This window comes from Janthinobacterium sp. PSPC1-1, from assembly GCF_049897625.1.
GTDB lineage: Bacteria > Pseudomonadota > Gammaproteobacteria > Burkholderiales > Burkholderiaceae_D > Janthinobacterium > Janthinobacterium tructae.
The window spans coordinates 476,585-495,778 of record NZ_JAFCWP010000003.1; the positions used below are offsets into that span (position 1 = coordinate 476,585).

The following is a 19,194-nucleotide window of genomic DNA, read 5'->3' on the forward strand; positions in this document are numbered from 1 at the left end:
GGCTCAGGCCTCGATGGCCAGCGTCTGCGACAGCGCGGGGGCGGCATCGACGATCAGGCGGTTCTGCTCCTGCAGCACGCCGATGAAGCTGCCCAGCGAAATGGGCCGGTGGTACAGATAGCCCTGCATCGTGGTGCAACCCTTGTCCTGCAGATAGCGCGCCTGGCCTTCCGTTTCCACGCCTTCGGCGATCAGGTGCAGGCCCAGGCCGCGCGCAATTGAGATGATGGCCAGGATCACGGGATAGTGTCCGTGCTCGTCGTGGATTTCCTTCACAAACGACTGGTCGATCTTGATGGTGTGGATGGGGAAGCGGTGCAGGTACGACAGCGAGGAATAGCCGGTGCCGAAATCGTCGATGGCGACGGACACGCCCAGCTGGCACAGTTTGTTCAACTGCTCGATCGCATATTGCGGATTGCGGATGCAGATGTTTTCCGTGATTTCCACTTCGATCTTTTCCGGCGCGATACCGTAGCGCGTCAGCGCGCCGCGCATCTTTTCGAAAAAATCGCCCCGGTCCAGGTATTGCGGCGACAAATTCAACGACAGGCGCACGGCTTCGCCGCCGGCCGCGTTCCACTGCACCAGGTCGCGGCACAGGGCACCCAGCATCCAGTCCGAGATCGGCAGCATCAAGCCGTTTTCCTCGGCGAACGGCAGGAATTCACCTGCCGTCAGCAAGCCCCGCTGCGGATGGTTCCAGCGCATTAGCCCTTCGGCGCCAACGATGCGGCCCGTCATCACGTCCACCTGCGGCTGGTAATACATCTCCAGCTGGTTCAGCTCCAGTGCCTTGCGCAGGCTCTGCTCAAGCGCGATCTTCTGGTGCGACACATCGAGCATGGACTCGTGATAAAAACTGTGGCCGTTCTTGCCCAGCGCCTTGACCTGGTACATGGCGATGTCGGCATGGCGCAGCAGCTCGTCGATGGTCTCGCCGTCACCCGGATAGATGGCGATGCCGATGGAGGCCGAAATATGCACCTGGTTGCCATCGAGGTCGAAGGGCTGGTGCAGGCATTCGAGGAATTTGTCGGCGATCAGGCGCGCATCCTGGCGGTCGCGCAGTTCCGGCAGCACGATGGTGAATTCATCGCCGCCCTGGCGCGCCAGGGTATCGCCGCGGCGCAGGCAATCCTTCAGGCGCAGGGCCACCTGCTGCAGCAACTCGTCGCCCTTCACGTGGCCCAGGGTATCGTTGACCAGTTTAAAACGGTCCAGGTCGATGAACATCACGGCCAGTTCCGTCAGCTTGCGCCGCGCCTGGATCACGGCCAGGCCCAGGCGGTCCTTGAACAGCATGCGGTTCGGCAGGTCAGTCAGGATGTCGTGGTAGGCCTGGTAGGAGATGACTTCTTCGGCCCGTTTGCGGTCGGTGATGTCGCGCGCCACGCCGTAGGTGCCGAAGTATTCCTGCTTTTTCGCTTCGTGATCGAGGCCGTGCATGCCGATCGAATTGAGCGGAATCGTCATCAGCGTGTTGTTGAAGGTACGGTCGCTGCAGCTGCCGCTATGGCACTTCAGACGCAATTCCACATTGCGCGAGGCGCGTTCGTCGAGGCGGCGCTCGTTGAAGGCATAGCGCGCGCGCTCCTGGTCTTCATCGTGCACGAGGATCGAATAATGGCTGCCGATCAGCTCTTCGCGGCTAAAACCCAGCAACTGGTGCACCCGATCATTGATGAAGGTGATGCGGCCTTCGTGGTTCAGGGTGTAGATGATGTCGGGCGAGCTGTCGACCAGGTAGCGGTACATCTTTTCCGAGTTTTCCAGCTGCAGCGCGATGCGCTCGTTCTCCAGCGCCAGCTTGCGCTTTTGCAGCGCGTTCTCCACCGTCTTGAGCAGTTCCTCGCGGCTGTAGGGCTTGCGCAGATAATCGTAGGCGCCACGCTTCAGGGCGCCGATGGCCGCCTCGATGCCGACGTCGCCACTCATGACGATCACGTCGCCCTCGATGCCGCGCCGGTTGATGTGGTCCATGATTTCATGGCCGCTCATGTCGGGCAGGCGCAAGTCGAGCAGGATCAGGTCGAAGCGCAGTTTCGACAACTGCGCCAGCGCCTCGCTGCCGCAGGTGGCCGTGTACAGCTGGTAGCCGCGGTCCTTCAGCAATTCGTGGAGGGAAGCGAGCAAACGGGGCTCGTCATCGACCAGCAGGATGCGCGGGCTGTTTTCCAGGTCAGATGGAATGGCGGAGGAGTTCATGGACGTTACGAAGACAGGGCGGTATTGCCGGGCGCGGGCAGCGCGGCTGCAGCGCTCGCCGGCAAGGGAATGGGCAGTAAAATTTCAAACGAGGTACCGGACTTGCTGCTGCGGCAGCCTATCACGCCATGCAGGCGCGTGACCAAGTCATGCACGATGGACAAGCCCAGGCCGTGATGCGCCCCTTCCTTGTTGCTGCGCACGGGAGAGAACAGATTCGCCAGCACCTCCGGCGCCAGGCCGGCGCCATTATCGCTGACGCACAACTCCAGATACAGGCGACGGTCGCGGTTGACGTGGCCACGGTTCGCCACTTCGATGCGCCCGCCATCGGGCAGGGCTTCGACGGCGTTTTTCAGCAGGTTGAGCAGGATTTGCTTGAGCATGTCGGCATCGGCCTCCACCTCGCATGGCGCGTCCTGCATGCGCGTGACCACCTCGATCTTCGGCGGCAGGAAGTCGGTGGCGCGGAACAATCGCAGCACATCGTCGACCACGCGCGCGCAATCGGTCACGCCGCTGGCCGCCACCGGCTGCAAATCGGCCAGGCCGCCGATCAACTGCCCGACCCTGTCGATCTCTTCGTTCAGGATAGCCATCTCGCTGCTGACCGGCTCTTGTTGCTCCAGCTTGTGATCGAGCACGCTCAGATAGTTCTTGATGATGGATAGCGGGTTATTCACTTCATGCACGACGCGGCGCGACGCGGCACGGTATTCCTCGGTCACGTGATCGAGCTGGCGCCGTGCCAGCCCGCGCGCATTGACGGCCGTTTCCAGCGCCGTGGCGGCCTGGTTGGCATACGCGCGCAGGAAACCCTCGCGCTTCTGGCAAGCGGCAATCTGCCACGCCGCCACGCCGCCGATCAGCACCCCAAGGCTGCGCTGGCCCGCCACCAAAGGCACGCAGACCAGGCTATCGGTACCAAGAATGCGGAACATCTGCTCCTCGACGATGCCCAGCGCCGGCATGTCGCGTTTCAAGAACGCCTGCTTGCCTTCCAGCGCCGCGGCGGCCAGGGGCCCGCCCTTGGCCAGCGGGATCGAGAAGCCGGCCAGGCGCTGCTGATGTTCGCCCGCCGCCACGCCCACCAGCGCATGGCCGGTGGGGTTTTGCAGCAGGACGATGGCGGTGTCGAAATCGAACAGGATGCGCGCCGAGCGCGTGATGGCCTCCAAAAGGCTGCTCTCGCCCTGCTGCCGGGCAAAGGTCTGGCCCACTTCGGATACCAGCACCATGTTGCGCACTTCGTCGGACAGGCGCTGCTGCACCGGATCGACGGATGGCGGAGCATACGCGGGCGGGGTGGCGATATCGTCCGCGCCGGCCAGGTCGATGCCCAGATGCTGCGCCGTCTGCTCCACCTGGCGCGCGACGCTGCCGGCCAGGTTGTCCAGTACCTCCAGCTCCAGCGCGCAAAATTGCGCCGCCTGCGCAATCGATTCTGCATCGTCGGCATGGCAGCACAGCAGGTGTGCCAGGCGCACGATGCGGATCAAAGGATGACTGGCCTCCAGGCGCGCCAGCGGTTCATGGTGATACAGCACGCTGTCGGCCAGGAAGGAATCGAGTTGCCAGCGCTCGATCAGCCAGGCACCCGCTTCGGCATGCGTGATCTGCAGGGTGCGCTGCTCCACCGCGCACAGGGCGGCATCGTCGCGCGCCGTGAAATTGAACGCGTATTCCTTCGGCGCCGTGGCCAGCAAGGCCAGGCGGCCCACGTTGTGCAGCAATCCCGCCAGGTACGCTTCCTCGACGTGCGGATAGGCCATGGCCTTGGCCAGCGCGCGCGCCAGGACGGCGGCCGACAGCGAGCTTTTCCAGAAGGCGCGCAAATCCGTGCTACCGGAATGGGGAAAGCTGTTGAAGGTCTGGAAGACGGATTCGCTGATGACCAGGGTCTTGATCATGTCCGTACCCAGCGACACGAGCGATTGTTCCAGGCTGACGACCTTGCCCTGGCGATGATAGGCCGAGCTGTTGGCCACGCCGAGGATCTTGCTGGTCATGCCCGCATCCTTGGCGATCAGGGCGGCCAGCTCCGGCATGCCGGCATCGTCGGCCTGCAGATGGGCGATCAGCTTGATGAGAATCTGCGGCATGGCCGGCAGGCGGGCAATCAGCAGGCGATTGCGAATATCTTGATCAGATTGATGCATCGTATCAGGCATTGCCGGTTCGAAAAGGAAGAGCGCTCAGCAGCAAAGCGCGGCCACGTTCAGAGGAATCCTCCACTCCTGTAACCCAAAAATAGACTGCCTGAGAGGATGCCGGGTAAAAAGTCATCTTATCATAAGCGCCGGATATTACTTGCAATATAGAAAATTAAGTTGAAATAAATCCAGCGTTCTGCCGTGGAAACTTATGCCTTGAAGGAACCCAGCAAACGGTGGCGGAAGCGCCGCGATATCAGCCACAGCCCCAGCGCCAGGGCCGTAAACGCCAGCTGGCCCGAGGCCAGCCACAGCACGGAACCGGACAGCAGGGGCGAGATCACGCCGGCCACCACGGCGCCGAGCAAGGTGCTGGCAAACGACTGGCACGAGGCCACCGTGCCGCGGATATGCGGGAACAGATCCAGCGCCAGCAGGGTCGCGCCCGGCCCCACCAGCGACATGCCGAAGGTGTAGAAGAACAGCGGCAGCACCGACCAGGGCAGCGACGGTGTCAGGAACAGGTGGTACACGACGTTGACGCTGGCAGCGCACAGCAGGAAGGCAAAGCCGATGCCGATCTGGCGCGCGAACGTGACCTTGCCGGCGATGCGGTTGGCCGCCAGGGCGCCCATGAAAATCCCGCTCACGCACGGAATGAACAGCCAGGCGAATTGCGATGGCCCCAGGCCCAGCTGCTTGGGCAGCATTTCCGGCGCGGCCGTGATGAACAGGAACAGGCCCGCAAAATTGAGGGCGACGATGCCGGCCTTGATGTGGAACAGGGGCGAGCGCAGGATCTGGCCATAGCTCGACGCCAGGAAACGGGGATTGAACGGCTGGCGCTTTTCCATCGGCAGGGTTTCGGGCAGGCGCCAGTAGCAGAACGCCAGCAGCACCACCGTGTAAAAGGCAAGGAACAGGAAGATCGAGCGCCAGTCGAACCAGATGACGATCCAGCCGCCGAGGATGGGCGCCACGGCCGGGGCGATGGAAAAGATCATCGTCACCAGCGACAGCAAACGCGCCGCCGCCGCATCGGCATACAGGTCGCGGATGATGGCGCGGCTGATCACCACGCCGGCACCGGCCGAGACACCCTGCAGGATGCGGAAGAACCATAAATAATGCACCGTGTGCGCCGAAGCGCAGCCGAGCGAGCCGATGGCAAACATCAGCAGCGATACCAGCACCACGTTGCGCCGCCCAAAGGTGTCCGAGATCGCGCCATGCCACAGCACCATGCCGGCAAAGGCCAGCATGTAGAACGTCAGCGACTGCTGCACTTCCAGCGGCGACGCCTGCAGCGAGCCCTGGATCGCGCCAAAGGCGGGCAGATAGGTGTCGATCGATAAAGGCCCCAGCATCGACAGGCCGGCCAGCAGCATGGCCAGCGCACCGCGGCTCAGCGGCGCCATGTGGCTCGGGGTGGGAGGCGGAACGGGCGTGACCGGGTCGGGCGGCACACTTGCCGGAGGGATGGGAAACATGACGGGTCCAAAGTGGCGCGCGGACCGATTCCGGTCCGCGCGCGTGATACTGCATTTTTTAGTGCGTAAAACATCTGAGAAAACCGTAGCGAGCGGCCGCCAATTGTGGCCGAGAAGCGCAACCGTACAAAAGTACGGTGAGCATCGCAAGCCGCAAGTGGCAACGCGCAGTAGGTTTAATCAGATGTTTTTCGGCTTGGCTTCTTCGCGGCGGTTGTAACCTGCGACCATATCAAAGCGGAACAAACGGCATTCCAGCGCGCCGTTGAAGAAAGGCGTCTTGCGCGCTTCCTTCAACCGCAGCAGCTTGGGCAAGCCCAGGTCGGCCGTGAAGAGGAACACGGTCCAGCCGGCGAAGCGCTGCTTCAGGGTCGTGCCCATGGCCGAATAGAAGGAGGTCGACAATTCATCTTCCGGGATGGTGCTGTCGCCGCGCACGCCGATACGCTCGCCGTACGGCGGGTTGGTCAGCATGATGCCTGGCACGTCGCTTGGCGGCTTGACTTCCTGCGCCTCGATCTGTTTCAAGGGCACGTCGAAACGCACGCCGGCGCAACGCAGGTTATGGCGCGTCATGGCCACCATGTCGCCCGAAATGTCGCTGCCGAAAATCGTCGGTTCCGCTGGCAGCGGATTGACCTTGATGGCGTTTTTCATGGCATTCCACGGCGCAGGATCGAAGTCGTGGAAGTTTTCAAAGGCGAACTGGCGCGTGGCGCCCGGCGGAATGCCCTGCAGCATCTGCGCCGCTTCGGCCAGGATGGTACCGGAACCGCACATCGGGTCGAACAGCACCATGCCCGGCTTCCAGCCCGACACGCGCAGCAGGCCGGCGGCCAGGTTTTCGCGCAGCGGCGCGTCGCCCGTCTCTTCGCGCCAGCCGCGCTTGAACAGGGCTTCGCCCGAGGTATCGAGATACACGGTAAACGTGTGCGCGTCGAGGAAGCCGACGATGCGCATGTCCGGCGTCTTGGTGTTGACCGATGGACGCTCGTTGAACTGGTCGCGGAAGCGGTCGCAGATCGCATCCTTGATTTTCAGGGTGGTAAATTCCAGGCTGCGCAGCGGCGATTTCACGGCCGTAACGTCAACGCGAATCGTGTGGTGCACGCCGAACCAGTCTTCCCAGGATTGCGCCAGGGTCAGATCATAAATATCGTTTTCCGTCTTGTAGCCGGAATGGGCCATGCGCATCAGCACGCGCGAAGCGATGCGCGAATGCAGGTTGATGCGGTAGGAGTCCAGCAGGTCGCCCGAGCAATGTACGCCGCCCGGTACCTGGTTATGGACCTTCATGGTCGAACTATCCAGGGCGATCTCGCCCAGTTCCTCGGCCAGCGCCGCTTCCATGCCGCGCGGGCATGGGCAAAAATATGAAGCCATGGTGTACCTTTTATCCGTTGAAAAACAATTAACTAAAAATTTCAAAACTTGTCGGATTACGCGCGCAGCGCTAATCCGACCTACATCCAATATCTTGCGCAGGTCGGCGTAGGTCGGCGTAGGTCGGCTTAGCCCGCCAGGGCGTAAGCCGACATGCCGCACACTGCGCCTGTCGGATTACGCGCGTAGCGCTAATCCGACCTACAACCTCTCCAGCGCGCGCTCGACAAAATCGAGGCGGTCCTGGCCCCAGTACCCTTCGCCATCGACGATGTACCACGGCGAGCCGAAGACGCTGGCGGCAGTCGCCGCTTCCGTGTTGGCATCGTATTCGGCCTGCACGCTGGCCGTCTCCGACGTTTTCAGCAACTGGCGGCCATCGAAACCGGCATCCAGCGCGATCTGCACCAGTGTCTCTTCATCGCCGATATTGCGCTCTTCGGCCCACAGGCCACGCATGATGGCGTGCGCCAGGTTCAGCGACGCCTCCACGCCGTGCGCCAGGCGCGTGGCGATGATCAGCTTGGCCGAGGCTTCCGGCGACACGGGGAAGAACTTTGGCTGCAAGGTCAATGGCACTTGCAAAAAGGCCGACCAGCGCGCCAGTTCGGCCAGGCGATACGCCTGGCGCTGCGGTGCGCGCTTGGCCAGCGGCAGGCCGCCCGAAACGCTGAAGACCTTGCCCAGGTCGAAGGGGCGCACGTCGATCTGTGCGCCCATCTTGGCGGCGATGGCCATCAGGCGCGCGTGACCCAGGTAGGTCCATGGCGAGTGGGGCGCGAAGAAATACTGCACGACTTTGCTCTGGCTTGCACTCATCTCGATTCCCTTAGAAAGGCTTGACCACGACCAGCACCACGACGACCAGCAGCATCACCACCGGCACTTCATTAAACCAGCGGAACCAGGTGTGGCTGCGCTTGTTAAGACCTTTTTCAAACTTGCGCAAGATGGAACCGCAGGCGTGGTGGTAGCCGAGCAGCAGCACCACGAACGTCAGCTTGGCGTGCATCCAGCCCGGCATCTTCATGCGGCCTTCGCCCCCACCGTACAGCATCCACATCAAGGCCAGCCCCAGCACCATCGCCGGCAGCGCTAGCAGGGACATGAAGCGGTACAGCTTGCGCGCCATCAGCAGCAGCCGTTCCGTGGCCACCGTTTCCGTCTCCATCGCCAGGTTGACGAAAATACGCGGCAAATAAAACAGGCCGGCAAACCAGGACATGACGAAGATGATGTGGAAGGCTTTGGTCCAGAGAAAGAGCATGGGGTTCCCAGTGTCAGAGGTGGAGAAAAATGCGAGCACGGGCCGCCTTGTGGGCAACCCGCGAAGAGACTATTTACGGACTTCGCCGTGGCCAAAGACCACGTACTTGAGCGATGTCAGGCCTTCCAGTCCCACCGGGCCGCGCGCGTGCAGCTTGTCGTTCGAGATGCCGATCTCGGCACCCAGGCCATACTCAAAGCCATCGGCAAAACGCGTCGACGCGTTCACCATCACCGAGGCGGAATCGACTTCGCGCAGGAAGCGCAGCGCATCGCTGTAGTCTTCCGTGATGATGGACTCCGTGTGCTTGGACGAATACCGGTTGATGTGGTCCATCGCTTCATCGATGCCGTCGACGACCCTGATCGACAGGATCGCCGCCAGGTACTCGGTGGACCAGTCTTCCTCGGTGGCGGGCACCAGGTGCGGATAAGCGGCGGCGGCCAGGATCGCATGGCTTTCCGGATCGGCACGCAGTTCGACCTGCTTGGTCAGGTACAGTTCGGCCAGCTGCGGCAGCACGGTAGCGGCGACGGCGCGCGACACCAGTAGGGTTTCCATGGTGTTGCAGGTGCCGTAACGGTGGCACTTCGCGTTGAAGCCGATATCGATCGCTTTCTTGATGTCGGCCTTGGCGTCGATGTAGACGTGGCAGATGCCATCGAGGTGCTTGATCATCGGCACGGTGGCCTCGGCCATCAGGCGCGCGATCAGGCCCTTGCCGCCGCGCGGCACGATGACGTCCACGTATTGCGGCATGGTGATGAGGGCGCCGACGGCGGCGCGGTCGGTGGTGTCGATCACTTGTACGGCATCGGCCGGCAGGCCTGCTCCCAGCAAGCCCTCGGCCACCAGCTTGGCCAGCGCGCGGTTGCAATGAATCGCTTCCGAGCCGCCGCGCAGAATCGTCGCGTTGCCGCTCTTGATGCACAGGCCGGCCGCGTCTACCGTCACGTTCGGACGCGCTTCATAGATGATGCCGATGACGCCCAGCGGCACGCGCATCTGGCCCACCTGGATGCCCGTCGGACGGAATTTCATGTTCGAGATTTCGCCGATCGGGTCGGCCAGCGCGACGATTTGCGTCAAGCCTTCGACCATGGTGGCAATGGCGGCGTCGGACAGGGTCAGACGGTCCAGCATGGCCGGTGCCAGGCCGGCGGCAGCAGCCGCATCGAGGTCGCGCTGGTTGGCCGCGCGCAGCAGGTCCGCGTCGCGCATGATGGCGGCGGCGATCAGGGTCAGGGCGCGGTTGCGCGTGGCGCTGTCGGCACGCGCCATGGCGCGCGAAGCGGCGCGCGCACGCGTACCCACGTCCTGCATATATTCTGTGATGTCCATGCTCGTATCCATATAGTTAAAAACTAGCCTCGGGCGATCTTCAGGCCCAGCTGCAACATGGCATCCCAGGCATCGCCCGCGTAGCCCTTGGCGCGCAAGCCCTTGATCATCTTGTCCACCTGCGCCGCCTGCTGCAGCGCCGCTTCCAGCACGGGCAGCGAGATGCGCCGCAGGGCCGGTTCCATCATCCGCTCGCGCGGACCCCAGATGCGGTATTCCTTCAGCAGCGCGCCCAATGGGCGCCCTTGTGCCATGCCGGCCTTCAATTTTAACAGCGTGCGGATTTCCTCGGAGACGGCCCATAACACCAGCGGCAGCGCCTCGCCCTCGCCTTTCAAGCCTTCGAGCATGCGCACCAGGCGCGCCGGATCGCCGGCCAGCATGGCTTCGGACAGCTTGAAGACATCGTAGCGGGCCACATTCAGCACCGCATCCTGCACTTGCTCATACGTCAGCTTGCCCGCCGCGTGCAGCAAACCCAGTTTCTGAATTTCCTGGTGCGCCGCCAGCAAATTGCCCTCCACCCGTTCGGCGATGAAGTCGATGCTGGCGCGCTCTGCGCTCTGGCCCTGCGCGGCCAGGCGCTGGGATATCCAGGCCGGCAACTGCGCCCGCTCCACATTCGGAATCTCGATATACACGGCCGCCTGCTGCAGGCTGGCGACCCAGGCCGCCTTCTGCGTGGCCCAGTCCAGCTTGGGCAAGGTGATCAAGGTCAGGTTGTCGGGGCTGAGGTTTTTCGCATAGCTTTGCAGCGCCGCGCCGCCATCCTTGCCCGGCTTGCCGGTAGGGATGCGCAGCTCGATCAGTTTTTTATCGCCGAACAGCGACAGCTCCTGGTTCGCCGCCAGCAGTTCGCCCCACTTGAAGCTGCGCTCCACCGTCAGCACGTCGCGCTCGGAATAGCCCTGCGCACGCGCCGCGCGACGGATCTTGTCGGCCGCTTCCAGCGCCAGCAAGTGTTCGTCGCTGGTGATCACATACAGCTGCGCCAGCGGCTTGGCCACATGCCCGTCGAGCGCGTCTATCCGCAATTGCATGGCGTCCCCGTTACTGCTGCGGGGCGGCCGGCGCGACCGGTGTCACGGGCGCCACCGACATGGCCGGCAGCACCGGCTTGATGGCGGCCAGGCGGCGCATGATCTGCTGCACCAGGTCGTTGCGCATGTCGCGGTACAGCGCCGCTTCCTCGGTTTCCTTGGCCAGTACCTGCGACTCGTCGAAGGTAATCGGACGCACCAGGCTAATGGTCGTCGGTGCCAGCAACTGGTTGCCGGCCTTGTCCAGGACGCGGAAATTGATCGAATAGCCAAGTTGATACTCTTGTACGCGACCATTTTTGTTCAGCGACAAAATGGTCTTGGTACGATTCCTCTCCGGGTCGCTGAGCACCTCAAGGACAGCGTCGGCGCCATCCTTGGTGTCGACCACTTCCGTGCTGCCGATGGCGCGGATATAGCGCTTCAGGCCAATCGCCAGCGGCGATGTCTCGGGCAAGCCGATGTACATCGTCGCGAACGGCAGCATGAAACTGCCATCCGAACCGCGCAAATGAAAGCCGCAGGCCGACAACAAAACAGTCAGACCCAACGCCAGCGCGGCACGGCGGCCCAACAGCGATACTTGAGAGGAAGTCGTCATGATTACACCACGATGCTGATTAACTTGCCTGGCACGACGATGATCTTCTTCGGCGTGGTTTCGACGTACTTTTGCACACTTTCGCACGCCAGCGCGGCCGCTTCGATGCTGGCCTTGTCCGCATCCTTGGACACCGTGATCGAGCCGCGCAGCTTGCCGTTCACCTGGATCATCATCTCGATCTCGGACTGCTCCAGCGCTTGCGGGTCGACCTGCGGCCATGCGACGTTCAGCAGGTCGCCGTGCACGCCCGCGTAGCCCAGTTCCTGCCACAGCACGTGGGTGATGTGCGGCGCGACAGGATTGAGCAGGCGCAGGAAGATGGAGAAGCCTTCGGCGATCAGGGCCTTCGACTGCGCGCTATCGTCCAGCTTGGCCGATTCCAGGGTATTGAGCATCTTCATGCAGGCCGACACCACGGTGTTGTACTGGATGCGCTTCAAGTCGTAATCGGCTTGCTGCAGCAGCTTGTGCAATTCGCGGCGCAGGTTTTTCTGCGCGTCGCCCGTGGCCGGTGCCGCGCCGCCAGCCAGTGCGGCCTGGATCGTGGCCGACTGGGCGTAGCCGAAGTTCCACACGCGGCGCAGGAAGCGGTTCGCGCCTTCGACACCGCTGCCCGACCATTCCAGCGTCTGTTCCGGCGGCGAGGCGAACATGGTGAACAGACGGGCCGTGTCGGCGCCGTACTGCTCGATCTGCGCTTGCGGGTCGATGCCGTTGTTCTTCGACTTCGACATTTTTTCCGTGCCGCCGATTTCCACCGGCTGGCCATCGGCCACCAGGACGGCGCTTTGCGGACGGCCTTTGTCATCGAGCGACAGGCGCACGTCGTCCGGGTTGAACCAGGTGGTCTTGCCCACCGCGTCCTTGCGATAATATGTTTCGTTGAGCACCATGCCTTGCGTCAGCAGATTGACGAACGGCTCGTCGAACTTGACCAGGCCGAAGTCGCGCATGATCTTGGTCCAGAAGCGCGCGTACAACAAGTGCATGACGGCGTGTTCGATGCCACCGATGTACTGGTCCATCGGCATCCAGTAATCGTTGCGCGCGTCGACCATGGCGTCGTTCGAGCCTGGCGAGGTATAGCGCATGTAATACCACGACGAATCGACGAAGGTATCCATGGTGTCCGTCTCGCGGCGCGCCGGCTTGCCGCACTGCGGGCAGTCGCACTGCAGGAAGGCTTCATACTTGTTCAGCGGGTTGCCCGTGCCGTCCGGCACGCAGTCTTCCGGCAGCACCACCGGCAAATCTTTTTCCGGCACCGGCACCACGCCGCAGTCAAGGCAATGGATCATCGGGATCGGCGTGCCCCAGTAGCGCTGGCGCGAAATGCCCCAGTCGCGCAGGCGGAACGTGGTTTTCTTTTCGCCCAGACCCAGGTCTGCCAGGTCGGCGGCCACCGCATCGACGGCGGACGCGAAATGCAGGCCGTCGTATTTGCCGGAGGCGACACAGACGCCGTCCTTGCTGCCATACGATTCCTGCCACGCATCGGTCGAAAATTTCTGACCCTTGACTTCGATCACTTGCTTGATCGGCAGATTGTATTTCTTGGCAAAGCCGAAATCGCGCTCGTCGTGCGCCGGCACGCCCATCACGGCGCCATCGCCGTAGGTCATCAGCACGTAATTGCCGACCCACACTTCCACTTGCGCGCCCGTCAACGGATGGGTGACGAACAGGCCGGTCGGCATGCCCTTCTTCTCCATCGTCGCCATGTCCGCTTCGATCACGGAACCGAGTTTACATTCGGCGTTGAAGGCGGCCAGTGCAGGATTGCTTTGCGCGGCGTGGAGGGCCAGCGGATGCTCGGCGGCCACGGCACAGAAGGTCACGCCCATGACGGTGTCAGGGCGGGTGGTAAACACATACAGCTTGCCGTCGCCGATCAGGGCGCCTTCGGCATCCTTGATTGCATGCGGGAAAGCGAAGCGCACGCCCGTCGACTTGCCGATCCAGTTGGTCTGCATGGTGCGCACGCGCTCGGGCCAGCCCGGCAGCTTGTCATCGACATACGCCAACAACTCTTCCGCGTAATCGGTGATGCGCGCGTAGTACATGGGGATTTCGCGCTTTTCGATCAGCGCGCCGGAACGCCAGCCGCGGCCATCGACCACTTGCTCGTTGGCCAGCACGGTCTGGTCGATCGGATCCCAGTTCACGGTACCGGTCTTCTTGTAGATGATGCCTTTTTCCAGCATCTTCAGGAACATCCACTGGTTCCATTTGTAGTATTCGGGCTTGCAGGCGGTCATTTCGCGCGACCAGTCGATGGCCAGGCCCATCGATTCCATCTGCTGCTTCATGTGGGCAATATTCGAATACGTCCATTGCGCGGGCGGCACGTTGTTGGCCATGGCCGCGTTTTCCGCCGGCATGCCGAACGCATCCCAGCCCATCGGCATGAGCACGTTGTAGCCGTTCATGCGCAGGTAGCGGTACATCACGTCATTGATCGTATAGTTGCGCACGTGACCCATGTGCAGCTTGCCCGAAGGGTAAGGCAGCATCGAGCAGGCAAAATACTTGCCTTTTGGGAAACGCGGGTCGTGTTCGACGGCTTTGTAGGCGTCGATCGCCTTCCAGTGCGATTGGGCGGCTTGTTCGACGTCGGCGGGACTATATTTATCTTGCATGATGTGCGGCCAATAGTGGATATGAACCGAGCATTATACTGGTTGTCGCCGCCCGATAGCGCGGCGCGCTGGCGGCCCGGCCTGGCAAATTTTGGCCGGCGCACAATTATGCTGTGTAATATATGGGCAATCTTGTTCTTTGCATCAAAGCCGGCCATGATCGTCTACCAGGAATATCTGCCCATTCCCGCCCTGCGGCCGTGGCTGGACTGCGTCTGGACCTGTCGCGTGCAGACGGGCGCCACACCTGTCACGCACCAGGTCTTGCCCGACAATTGCATCGACATCCTGTGCCAGGACCAGCAGGATGCCAGCTTTGCCGTGGGCATGATGACGGCGCCGATTGCCGTCGCCAGCCTGGGACTGGTGCAGACGGTGGCGGCCCGCTTCAGGCCGGGCGCGGCGGCGTCCTTCTTCCAGCTGCCCCTGTGCGAACTGAGCGATGGCCGCACGGGACTGCAGCAACTGTGGGGCCGCGAGCTGGCGGCACGCCTGGGTGAGGCGCTGTGGAGCGAGCCCTTGTCGAATGCACAAAGAGTTTCTGTTTTGCAAGAATATCTGCTGCTGCGCCTGCGCAGCGCGCCGCCACGGCGCCAGGCCGGCGCGGCCGAACATGCCATCGCGGCCATTGAGGCAGCGTCCGGCCAGGTGCGCGTGGAGGGACTGGCCGCGCAATTGGGTGTGTCGCGCCAGCACCTGGCGCTGCAATTTCGCCAGCACGTCGGCATCAGCCCGAAATTGTTTGCCCGTATCTGCCGTTTTCGCGCTGCCAGCGCCGGCATGCAAAACCTGGCGGGGCAGCCGGACTGGGCGCAAGTGGCCTTGCAATTCGGTTATTTCGACCAGTCGCACCTGATCCGCGACTTCCAGGATTTCGCGCACAGTTCGCCCGAGGCGTGGCTGACGGGCCGGCGCGCCTGAGCACCTTCCATTTTTCCAATCGCCCCGCACGCGCCGGTGGCATGATGGCGTTATTCTTCATTCACCAGGAGCAGAACATGATCAAGGGCTTACGCACCGTCACCTATCCCGTCCCCGACCTGGACCAGGCCAAAGCCTGGTACAGCCAGGTATTTAACACGGCGCCGTATTTCGACCAGCCGTTTTATGTGGGTTTTGCCATTGGCGGCTTCGAACTTGGGCTGATGCCGGGCGGCGAGCCAGGCACGCAAGGCAGCGTGACGTACTGGGGCGTGGACGGCATCGAGCAGGAAGTCGAGCGCATCGTTGCGCTGGGCGGCACCCTGCACCATCCGATCACGGACGTGGGCGACGGCATCCGCACGGTGGAGTTGCTCGACCCGTTCGGCAACCAGATCGGCCTGATCGACAATCCCCATTTCGAGACCGGCAAAGTCGTTTAAGAGCCTATCCCAGTAGGGAGCGTCTTCTGCTGGCAGTTCATCAGGAGCGCGGACAAGGCGTGAGGAGGACGCGTGGCGAGCCACGCGACGACGAGGCAAGTCATGCATGACGGCCAGTCCCCGCTTCTGAGGGGCGCCAGCAGGGGATGTATTCATCTACTGGGATAGGCTCTAAGCCGCTTCGTCCTGCAGCCAGGCGCGCAATTGCTGCAAGGCCGTCTTTTCATGCGCCGTTTCAGGCGTGATCAGGTAATACGCCCGCTGGCCGCGCAGTGGGCGCTCGCAGACGATGCGCAGTTCGTCACGCGCCAGTTCCGCTTCGACCAGCATGCGCGGCAGCAGGACTGCCCCTTGCCCCTGCACGGCCGCCATGGCCAGCATGGAAAACAGTTCGTAGCGGGCGCCGTAATGCGCCCCATCACGCCCTTCGCCCTCGACCTGCATGGCGTCAAACCACTGGCGCCAGGCGCCCGGGCGCGTACTTTGTTGCAGCAAGGTCAGTTCCAATACATCCTGCGGCTGCCACTGACTGCGCGCCGCCAGCAGGCGCGGGCTGGCGACGGGCACGATTTCTTCGTGCATGAGCAAAGTGGCGCGCGTGCCGGGCCAGCGCGCCAGCTGCTCGGGCGTGCCCGCGTACAGGGCGCCGTCGTATTCCGTATCGGCAAACATGAACGGTTTTGTATACGCGTCGATATGCACGACGATGTCGGGGTGCAGCCCTGCCAGCGAGCCCAGGCGCGGCATCAGCCAGCGCGTGGCAAACGTGGGCACGGAAGCGAGCTGCAATACCCCGCCGCCGCCCTGGCGCGCCATGGTGTCGAGCGTGTCGCGCTCCAGGCCATCGAGGCGTGCCGCGATCTGGCGCGCATACGCGGCGCCGGCGCTGGTCAGCAACACGCCATGGCGCGTGCGCTGGAACAGTTGCACGCCCAGAAAACTTTCCAGTGATGAAATCTGCCGCGACACGGCGCTTTGCGTCAGCGACAGTTCGCGCGCCGCGTGCGTGTAGCTCTGGTGGCGCGCGGCCGCCTCGAAACAATTGAGCGCCTGCAGCATCGGGATTTTGCGTGACATGGGGTATCCGGCCGGTGAAAGAACATCAGTATGCCGCAAGATATGCGTAACACGCATGTCTGGGTGCGAAAAAATCGTTTGCGCAAGGCTAGGCAAGAACCTACCATGAGCCATATTCAATCTTGCGCCGATCACCGGCGCTCACCTGCGAGGCCTGTGATGAGCAAAACCGTATTCGACTGGAATTCCCCCCTGCTGCTGGAAGAACAACTGACGGACGACGAACGCGCCGTGCTGGAAGCGGCCCGCGACTATTGCCAGGGCAGTCTGGTGCCGCGCGTGCTCGAATCGTTCCGCCATGGCCGCACGGACGCAGCCATCTTCCGCGAAATGGGCGAGCTGGGCTTGCTGGGCACGACGATACCCGAAGAATATGGCGGCGCCGGCCTGAACTACGTCTGCTACGGCCTGGCGGCGCGCGAAGTCGAGCGCGTCGATTCGGGCTACCGCTCGATGATGAGCGTGCAATCGTCGCTGGTGATGGTACCGATCCATGCCTTCGGCAACGAAGAAACGAAACAGAAATACCTGCCAAAACTGGCGACGGGCGAATTCATCGGCTGCTTCGGCCTGACGGAACCGAACCACGGCTCCGATCCGGGCAGCATGGTCACGCGCGCGCGCAAGGTACCGGGCGGCTACAGCCTGTCCGGCGCCAAGATGTGGATCACCAACAGCCCGATTGCCGACGTGTTCGTCGTCTGGGCCAAGGATGATGAAGGCGCGATTCGCGGCTTCGTGCTGGAAAAAGGCTGGAAGGGTTTGTCGGCGCCGGAAATCCACGGCAAGGTGGGCTTGCGCACCAGCATCACCGGCGAAATCGTCATGGATGAAGTGTTTTGCCCGGAAGAAAATGCCTTCCCCGACGTGCGCGGCTTGAAGGGTCCATTTACATGCCTGAACAGCGCCCGCTACGGCATCGCCTGGGGCGCGCTGGGCGCGGCCGAAGACTGCTATCTGAAGGCACGCCAGTACACGATGGACCGCCAGCAATTCGGCCGCCCATTGGCCGCGAACCAGCTGGTGCAAAAGAAACTGGCCGATATGCTGACAGAAATCACCATGGGCTTGCAAGGCTGTTTGCGCCTGGGCCGCATGAAGGATGAGGGTTCGCCTGCCGTGGAAATCACCTCGATCATGAAACGCAACAGCTGCGGCAAGGCGCTCGATATCGCCCGCGTGGCGCGCGACATGATGGGCGGCAACGGTATTTCCGACGAGTTCGGCGTCATCCGCCACCTGGTCAACCTGGAAGTGGTCAACACCTATGAAGGCACGCACGATGTGCACGCGCTGATCATCGGCCGCGCCATCACCGGCATCGCCGCCTTCAACAACTGATGGACACCTTGGCTTCCACCCTGCGGCCCGCACCGCTGACCGGTTTGCGCGTGCTGGACCTGTCGCGCGTGCTGGCCGGCCCGTGGGCCGGGCAAATGCTGGCCGACCTCGGCGCCGACGTGGTCAAGGTCGAACAGCCGGGGCGCGGCGACGACACGCGCTCCTGGGGTCCGCCGTATCTGAAAGATGCAGACGGCCGCGACACCGCCGAGGCCGCCTATTTCCAGTGCGCCAACCGCAACAAGCGCTCCTTGTGCATCGACCTGGCCGCCCCTGAAGGCCAGGCGCTGGTGCGCCAGCTGGCCGCCGAAGCGGATGTCTTGCTGGAAAATTTCAAGCTGGACGGCTTGAAGCAATATGGTTTGGACGCGGCCAGCTTGCTGGCACTCAACCCGCGCCTCGTGTACTGCTCCATCACGGGCTTTGGCCAGGATGGGCCATATGCGGCGCGCGCCGGCTATGACTTTTTGATCCAGGGCATGGGCGGCTTGATGAGCATCACGGGTGTGCCCGATGGCCAGCCGGGCGCCGGGCCACAAAAAGTGGGCGTGGCGCAAACGGACATCATGACGGGCCTGTACGCCACCATCGCCGTGCAGGCGGCGCTGGCAGAACGCGAGCGCTCGGGCCTGGGCCAGCATATCGACCTGGCCCTGCTGGACGTGCAAGTGGCGGCGCTGGGCAACCAGGCGGCGAATTACTTGTGCGGCGGCAAAGTGCCGCAGCGCATGGGCAATGCGCATCCGAACATCGTGCCGTATCAAGACTTCCCGACGGCCGATGGCGACATGATTCTGGCGATCGGCAACGATGGGCAATTCTCGCGCTTTTGCGCCGTCGCCGGCCACCCGGAATGGGCACAGGACGAGCGTTTCATGAGCAATCCGCAGCGCGTGGCAAACCGGGCGATTCTGATTCCCTTGATGCGCCAGACCACGGTCATGCGCACGACGGCCGAGTGGATCAGCGCGTTCGAGGCGCAAGCCGTGCCGTGCGGCCCCGTCAACCGCATCGACCAGGTCTTTGCCGACCCGCAAGTGGTGGCGCGTGGCTTGAAAGTGGAGATGCCGCATCCGACGGCGGGCACGGTGGCGCTGGTAGCCAATCCCGTGCGCCTGTCCGGTTCGCCGGTGCAGTACCGTTTGCCGCCGCCGTTGCTGGGGCAGCATACGCAGGAGGTGCTGCAGCAGTGGCTGGGCCTCGATGGCAGTCAGATCGACGGTTTGCGCGAACGCAAGGTGGTGTAAATGTTGGTCGTCTGGACGTAGGTCGGATTAGCGCTTGCGC

Annotated in this window: 15 protein-coding genes; 4 read left to right on the forward strand and 11 right to left on the reverse strand. The window is 62.8% G+C overall.

The features are described 5' to 3' along the window. Positions 1 to 3: 3 nt before the first annotated feature. The 10 genes from ACP7EG_RS13240 to leuS form a co-directional block, all read right to left on the reverse strand. On the reverse strand, positions 4 to 2,208 hold the full coding sequence (locus ACP7EG_RS13240) for an EAL domain-containing response regulator (RefSeq protein WP_426087958.1): 2,205 nt from the start codon (positions 2,206 to 2,208) through the stop codon (positions 4 to 6). A 5-nt stretch (positions 2,209 to 2,213) separates the two neighbouring features. Then, a complete protein-coding gene (locus tag ACP7EG_RS13245) occupies positions 2,214 to 4,367 on the reverse strand; it encodes an HDOD domain-containing protein (protein WP_426087959.1) in 2,154 nt (717 codons plus the stop codon). A 203-nt stretch (positions 4,368 to 4,570) separates the two neighbouring features. Continuing rightward, positions 4,571 to 5,851: a multidrug effflux MFS transporter gene (locus ACP7EG_RS13250; RefSeq protein WP_426087960.1), complete on the reverse strand. Its 1,281-nt coding sequence runs from the start codon at positions 5,849 to 5,851 to the stop codon at positions 4,571 to 4,573. 180 nt (positions 5,852 to 6,031) lie between these two features. Beyond that, positions 6,032 to 7,234 (reverse strand): THUMP domain-containing class I SAM-dependent RNA methyltransferase, encoded by a 1,203-nt coding sequence (locus ACP7EG_RS13255; RefSeq protein WP_426087961.1) that lies wholly within the window; start codon positions 7,232 to 7,234, stop codon positions 6,032 to 6,034. A gap of 201 nt (positions 7,235 to 7,435) precedes the next feature. After that, positions 7,436 to 8,053: a 2-hydroxychromene-2-carboxylate isomerase gene (locus ACP7EG_RS13260; RefSeq protein ID WP_426087962.1), complete on the reverse strand. Its 618-nt coding sequence runs from the start codon at positions 8,051 to 8,053 to the stop codon at positions 7,436 to 7,438. Positions 8,054 to 8,063: 10 nt separating this feature from the next. Further along, entirely contained in the window at positions 8,064 to 8,501 is a 438-nt protein-coding gene (locus ACP7EG_RS13265; protein WP_282408301.1) for a CopD family protein, read from the reverse strand. 69 nt (positions 8,502 to 8,570) lie between these two features. Beyond that, complete coding sequence (locus tag ACP7EG_RS13270) at positions 8,571 to 9,842, reverse strand: glutamate-5-semialdehyde dehydrogenase (protein ID WP_426087963.1); 1,272 nt, start codon at positions 9,840 to 9,842, stop codon at positions 8,571 to 8,573. 23 nt (positions 9,843 to 9,865) lie between these two features. Next, the gene (gene holA, locus ACP7EG_RS13275) at positions 9,866 to 10,882 is read right to left on the reverse strand and encodes a DNA polymerase III subunit delta (RefSeq protein ID WP_092802781.1); all 1,017 of its coding nucleotides are present in this window, start codon (positions 10,880 to 10,882) and stop codon (positions 9,866 to 9,868) included. 10 nt (positions 10,883 to 10,892) lie between these two features. Continuing rightward, on the reverse strand, positions 10,893 to 11,483 hold the full coding sequence (gene lptE / locus ACP7EG_RS13280; RefSeq protein WP_426087964.1) for an LPS assembly lipoprotein LptE: 591 nt from the start codon (positions 11,481 to 11,483) through the stop codon (positions 10,893 to 10,895). Between the two features lie 2 nt (positions 11,484 to 11,485). Continuing rightward, positions 11,486 to 14,125 (reverse strand): leucine--tRNA ligase, encoded by a 2,640-nt coding sequence (gene leuS, locus ACP7EG_RS13285; RefSeq protein WP_426087965.1) that lies wholly within the window; start codon positions 14,123 to 14,125, stop codon positions 11,486 to 11,488. Between the two features lie 132 nt (positions 14,126 to 14,257). Between leuS and ACP7EG_RS13290 the strand changes: the two genes are divergently transcribed. Further along, positions 14,258 to 15,046, forward strand: coding sequence for an AraC family transcriptional regulator (locus ACP7EG_RS13290; RefSeq protein ID WP_426087966.1), 789 nt, complete (start codon positions 14,258 to 14,260; stop codon positions 15,044 to 15,046). A gap of 77 nt (positions 15,047 to 15,123) precedes the next feature. Beyond that, the gene (locus tag ACP7EG_RS13295) at positions 15,124 to 15,489 is read left to right on the forward strand and encodes a VOC family protein (protein ID WP_426087967.1); all 366 of its coding nucleotides are present in this window, start codon (positions 15,124 to 15,126) and stop codon (positions 15,487 to 15,489) included. 171 nt (positions 15,490 to 15,660) lie between these two features. Here the strand turns inward: ACP7EG_RS13295 and ACP7EG_RS13300 are convergent, their stop codons facing one another. Beyond that, the gene (locus tag ACP7EG_RS13300; RefSeq protein ID WP_426087968.1) at positions 15,661 to 16,566 is read right to left on the reverse strand and encodes a LysR substrate-binding domain-containing protein; all 906 of its coding nucleotides are present in this window, start codon (positions 16,564 to 16,566) and stop codon (positions 15,661 to 15,663) included. A 159-nt stretch (positions 16,567 to 16,725) separates the two neighbouring features. On the opposite strand from ACP7EG_RS13300, the gene ACP7EG_RS13305 reads away from it, so the two are divergent. Together ACP7EG_RS13305 and ACP7EG_RS13310 are read left to right on the forward strand one after the other, a co-directional pair. Next, positions 16,726 to 17,907 carry an acyl-CoA dehydrogenase gene (locus tag ACP7EG_RS13305; protein ID WP_426087969.1) on the forward strand — a complete coding sequence of 394 codons (1,182 nt, stop codon included), beginning with the start codon at positions 16,726 to 16,728 and terminating at the stop codon, positions 17,905 to 17,907. Beyond that, positions 17,907 to 19,154, forward strand: a complete 1,248-nt coding sequence (locus ACP7EG_RS13310) for a CaiB/BaiF CoA transferase family protein (protein WP_426087970.1) — start codon at positions 17,907 to 17,909, stop codon at positions 19,152 to 19,154. Before ACP7EG_RS13305 ends, ACP7EG_RS13310 begins: the two co-directional genes overlap by 1 nt. Positions 19,155 to 19,194: the final 40 nt, after the last annotated feature.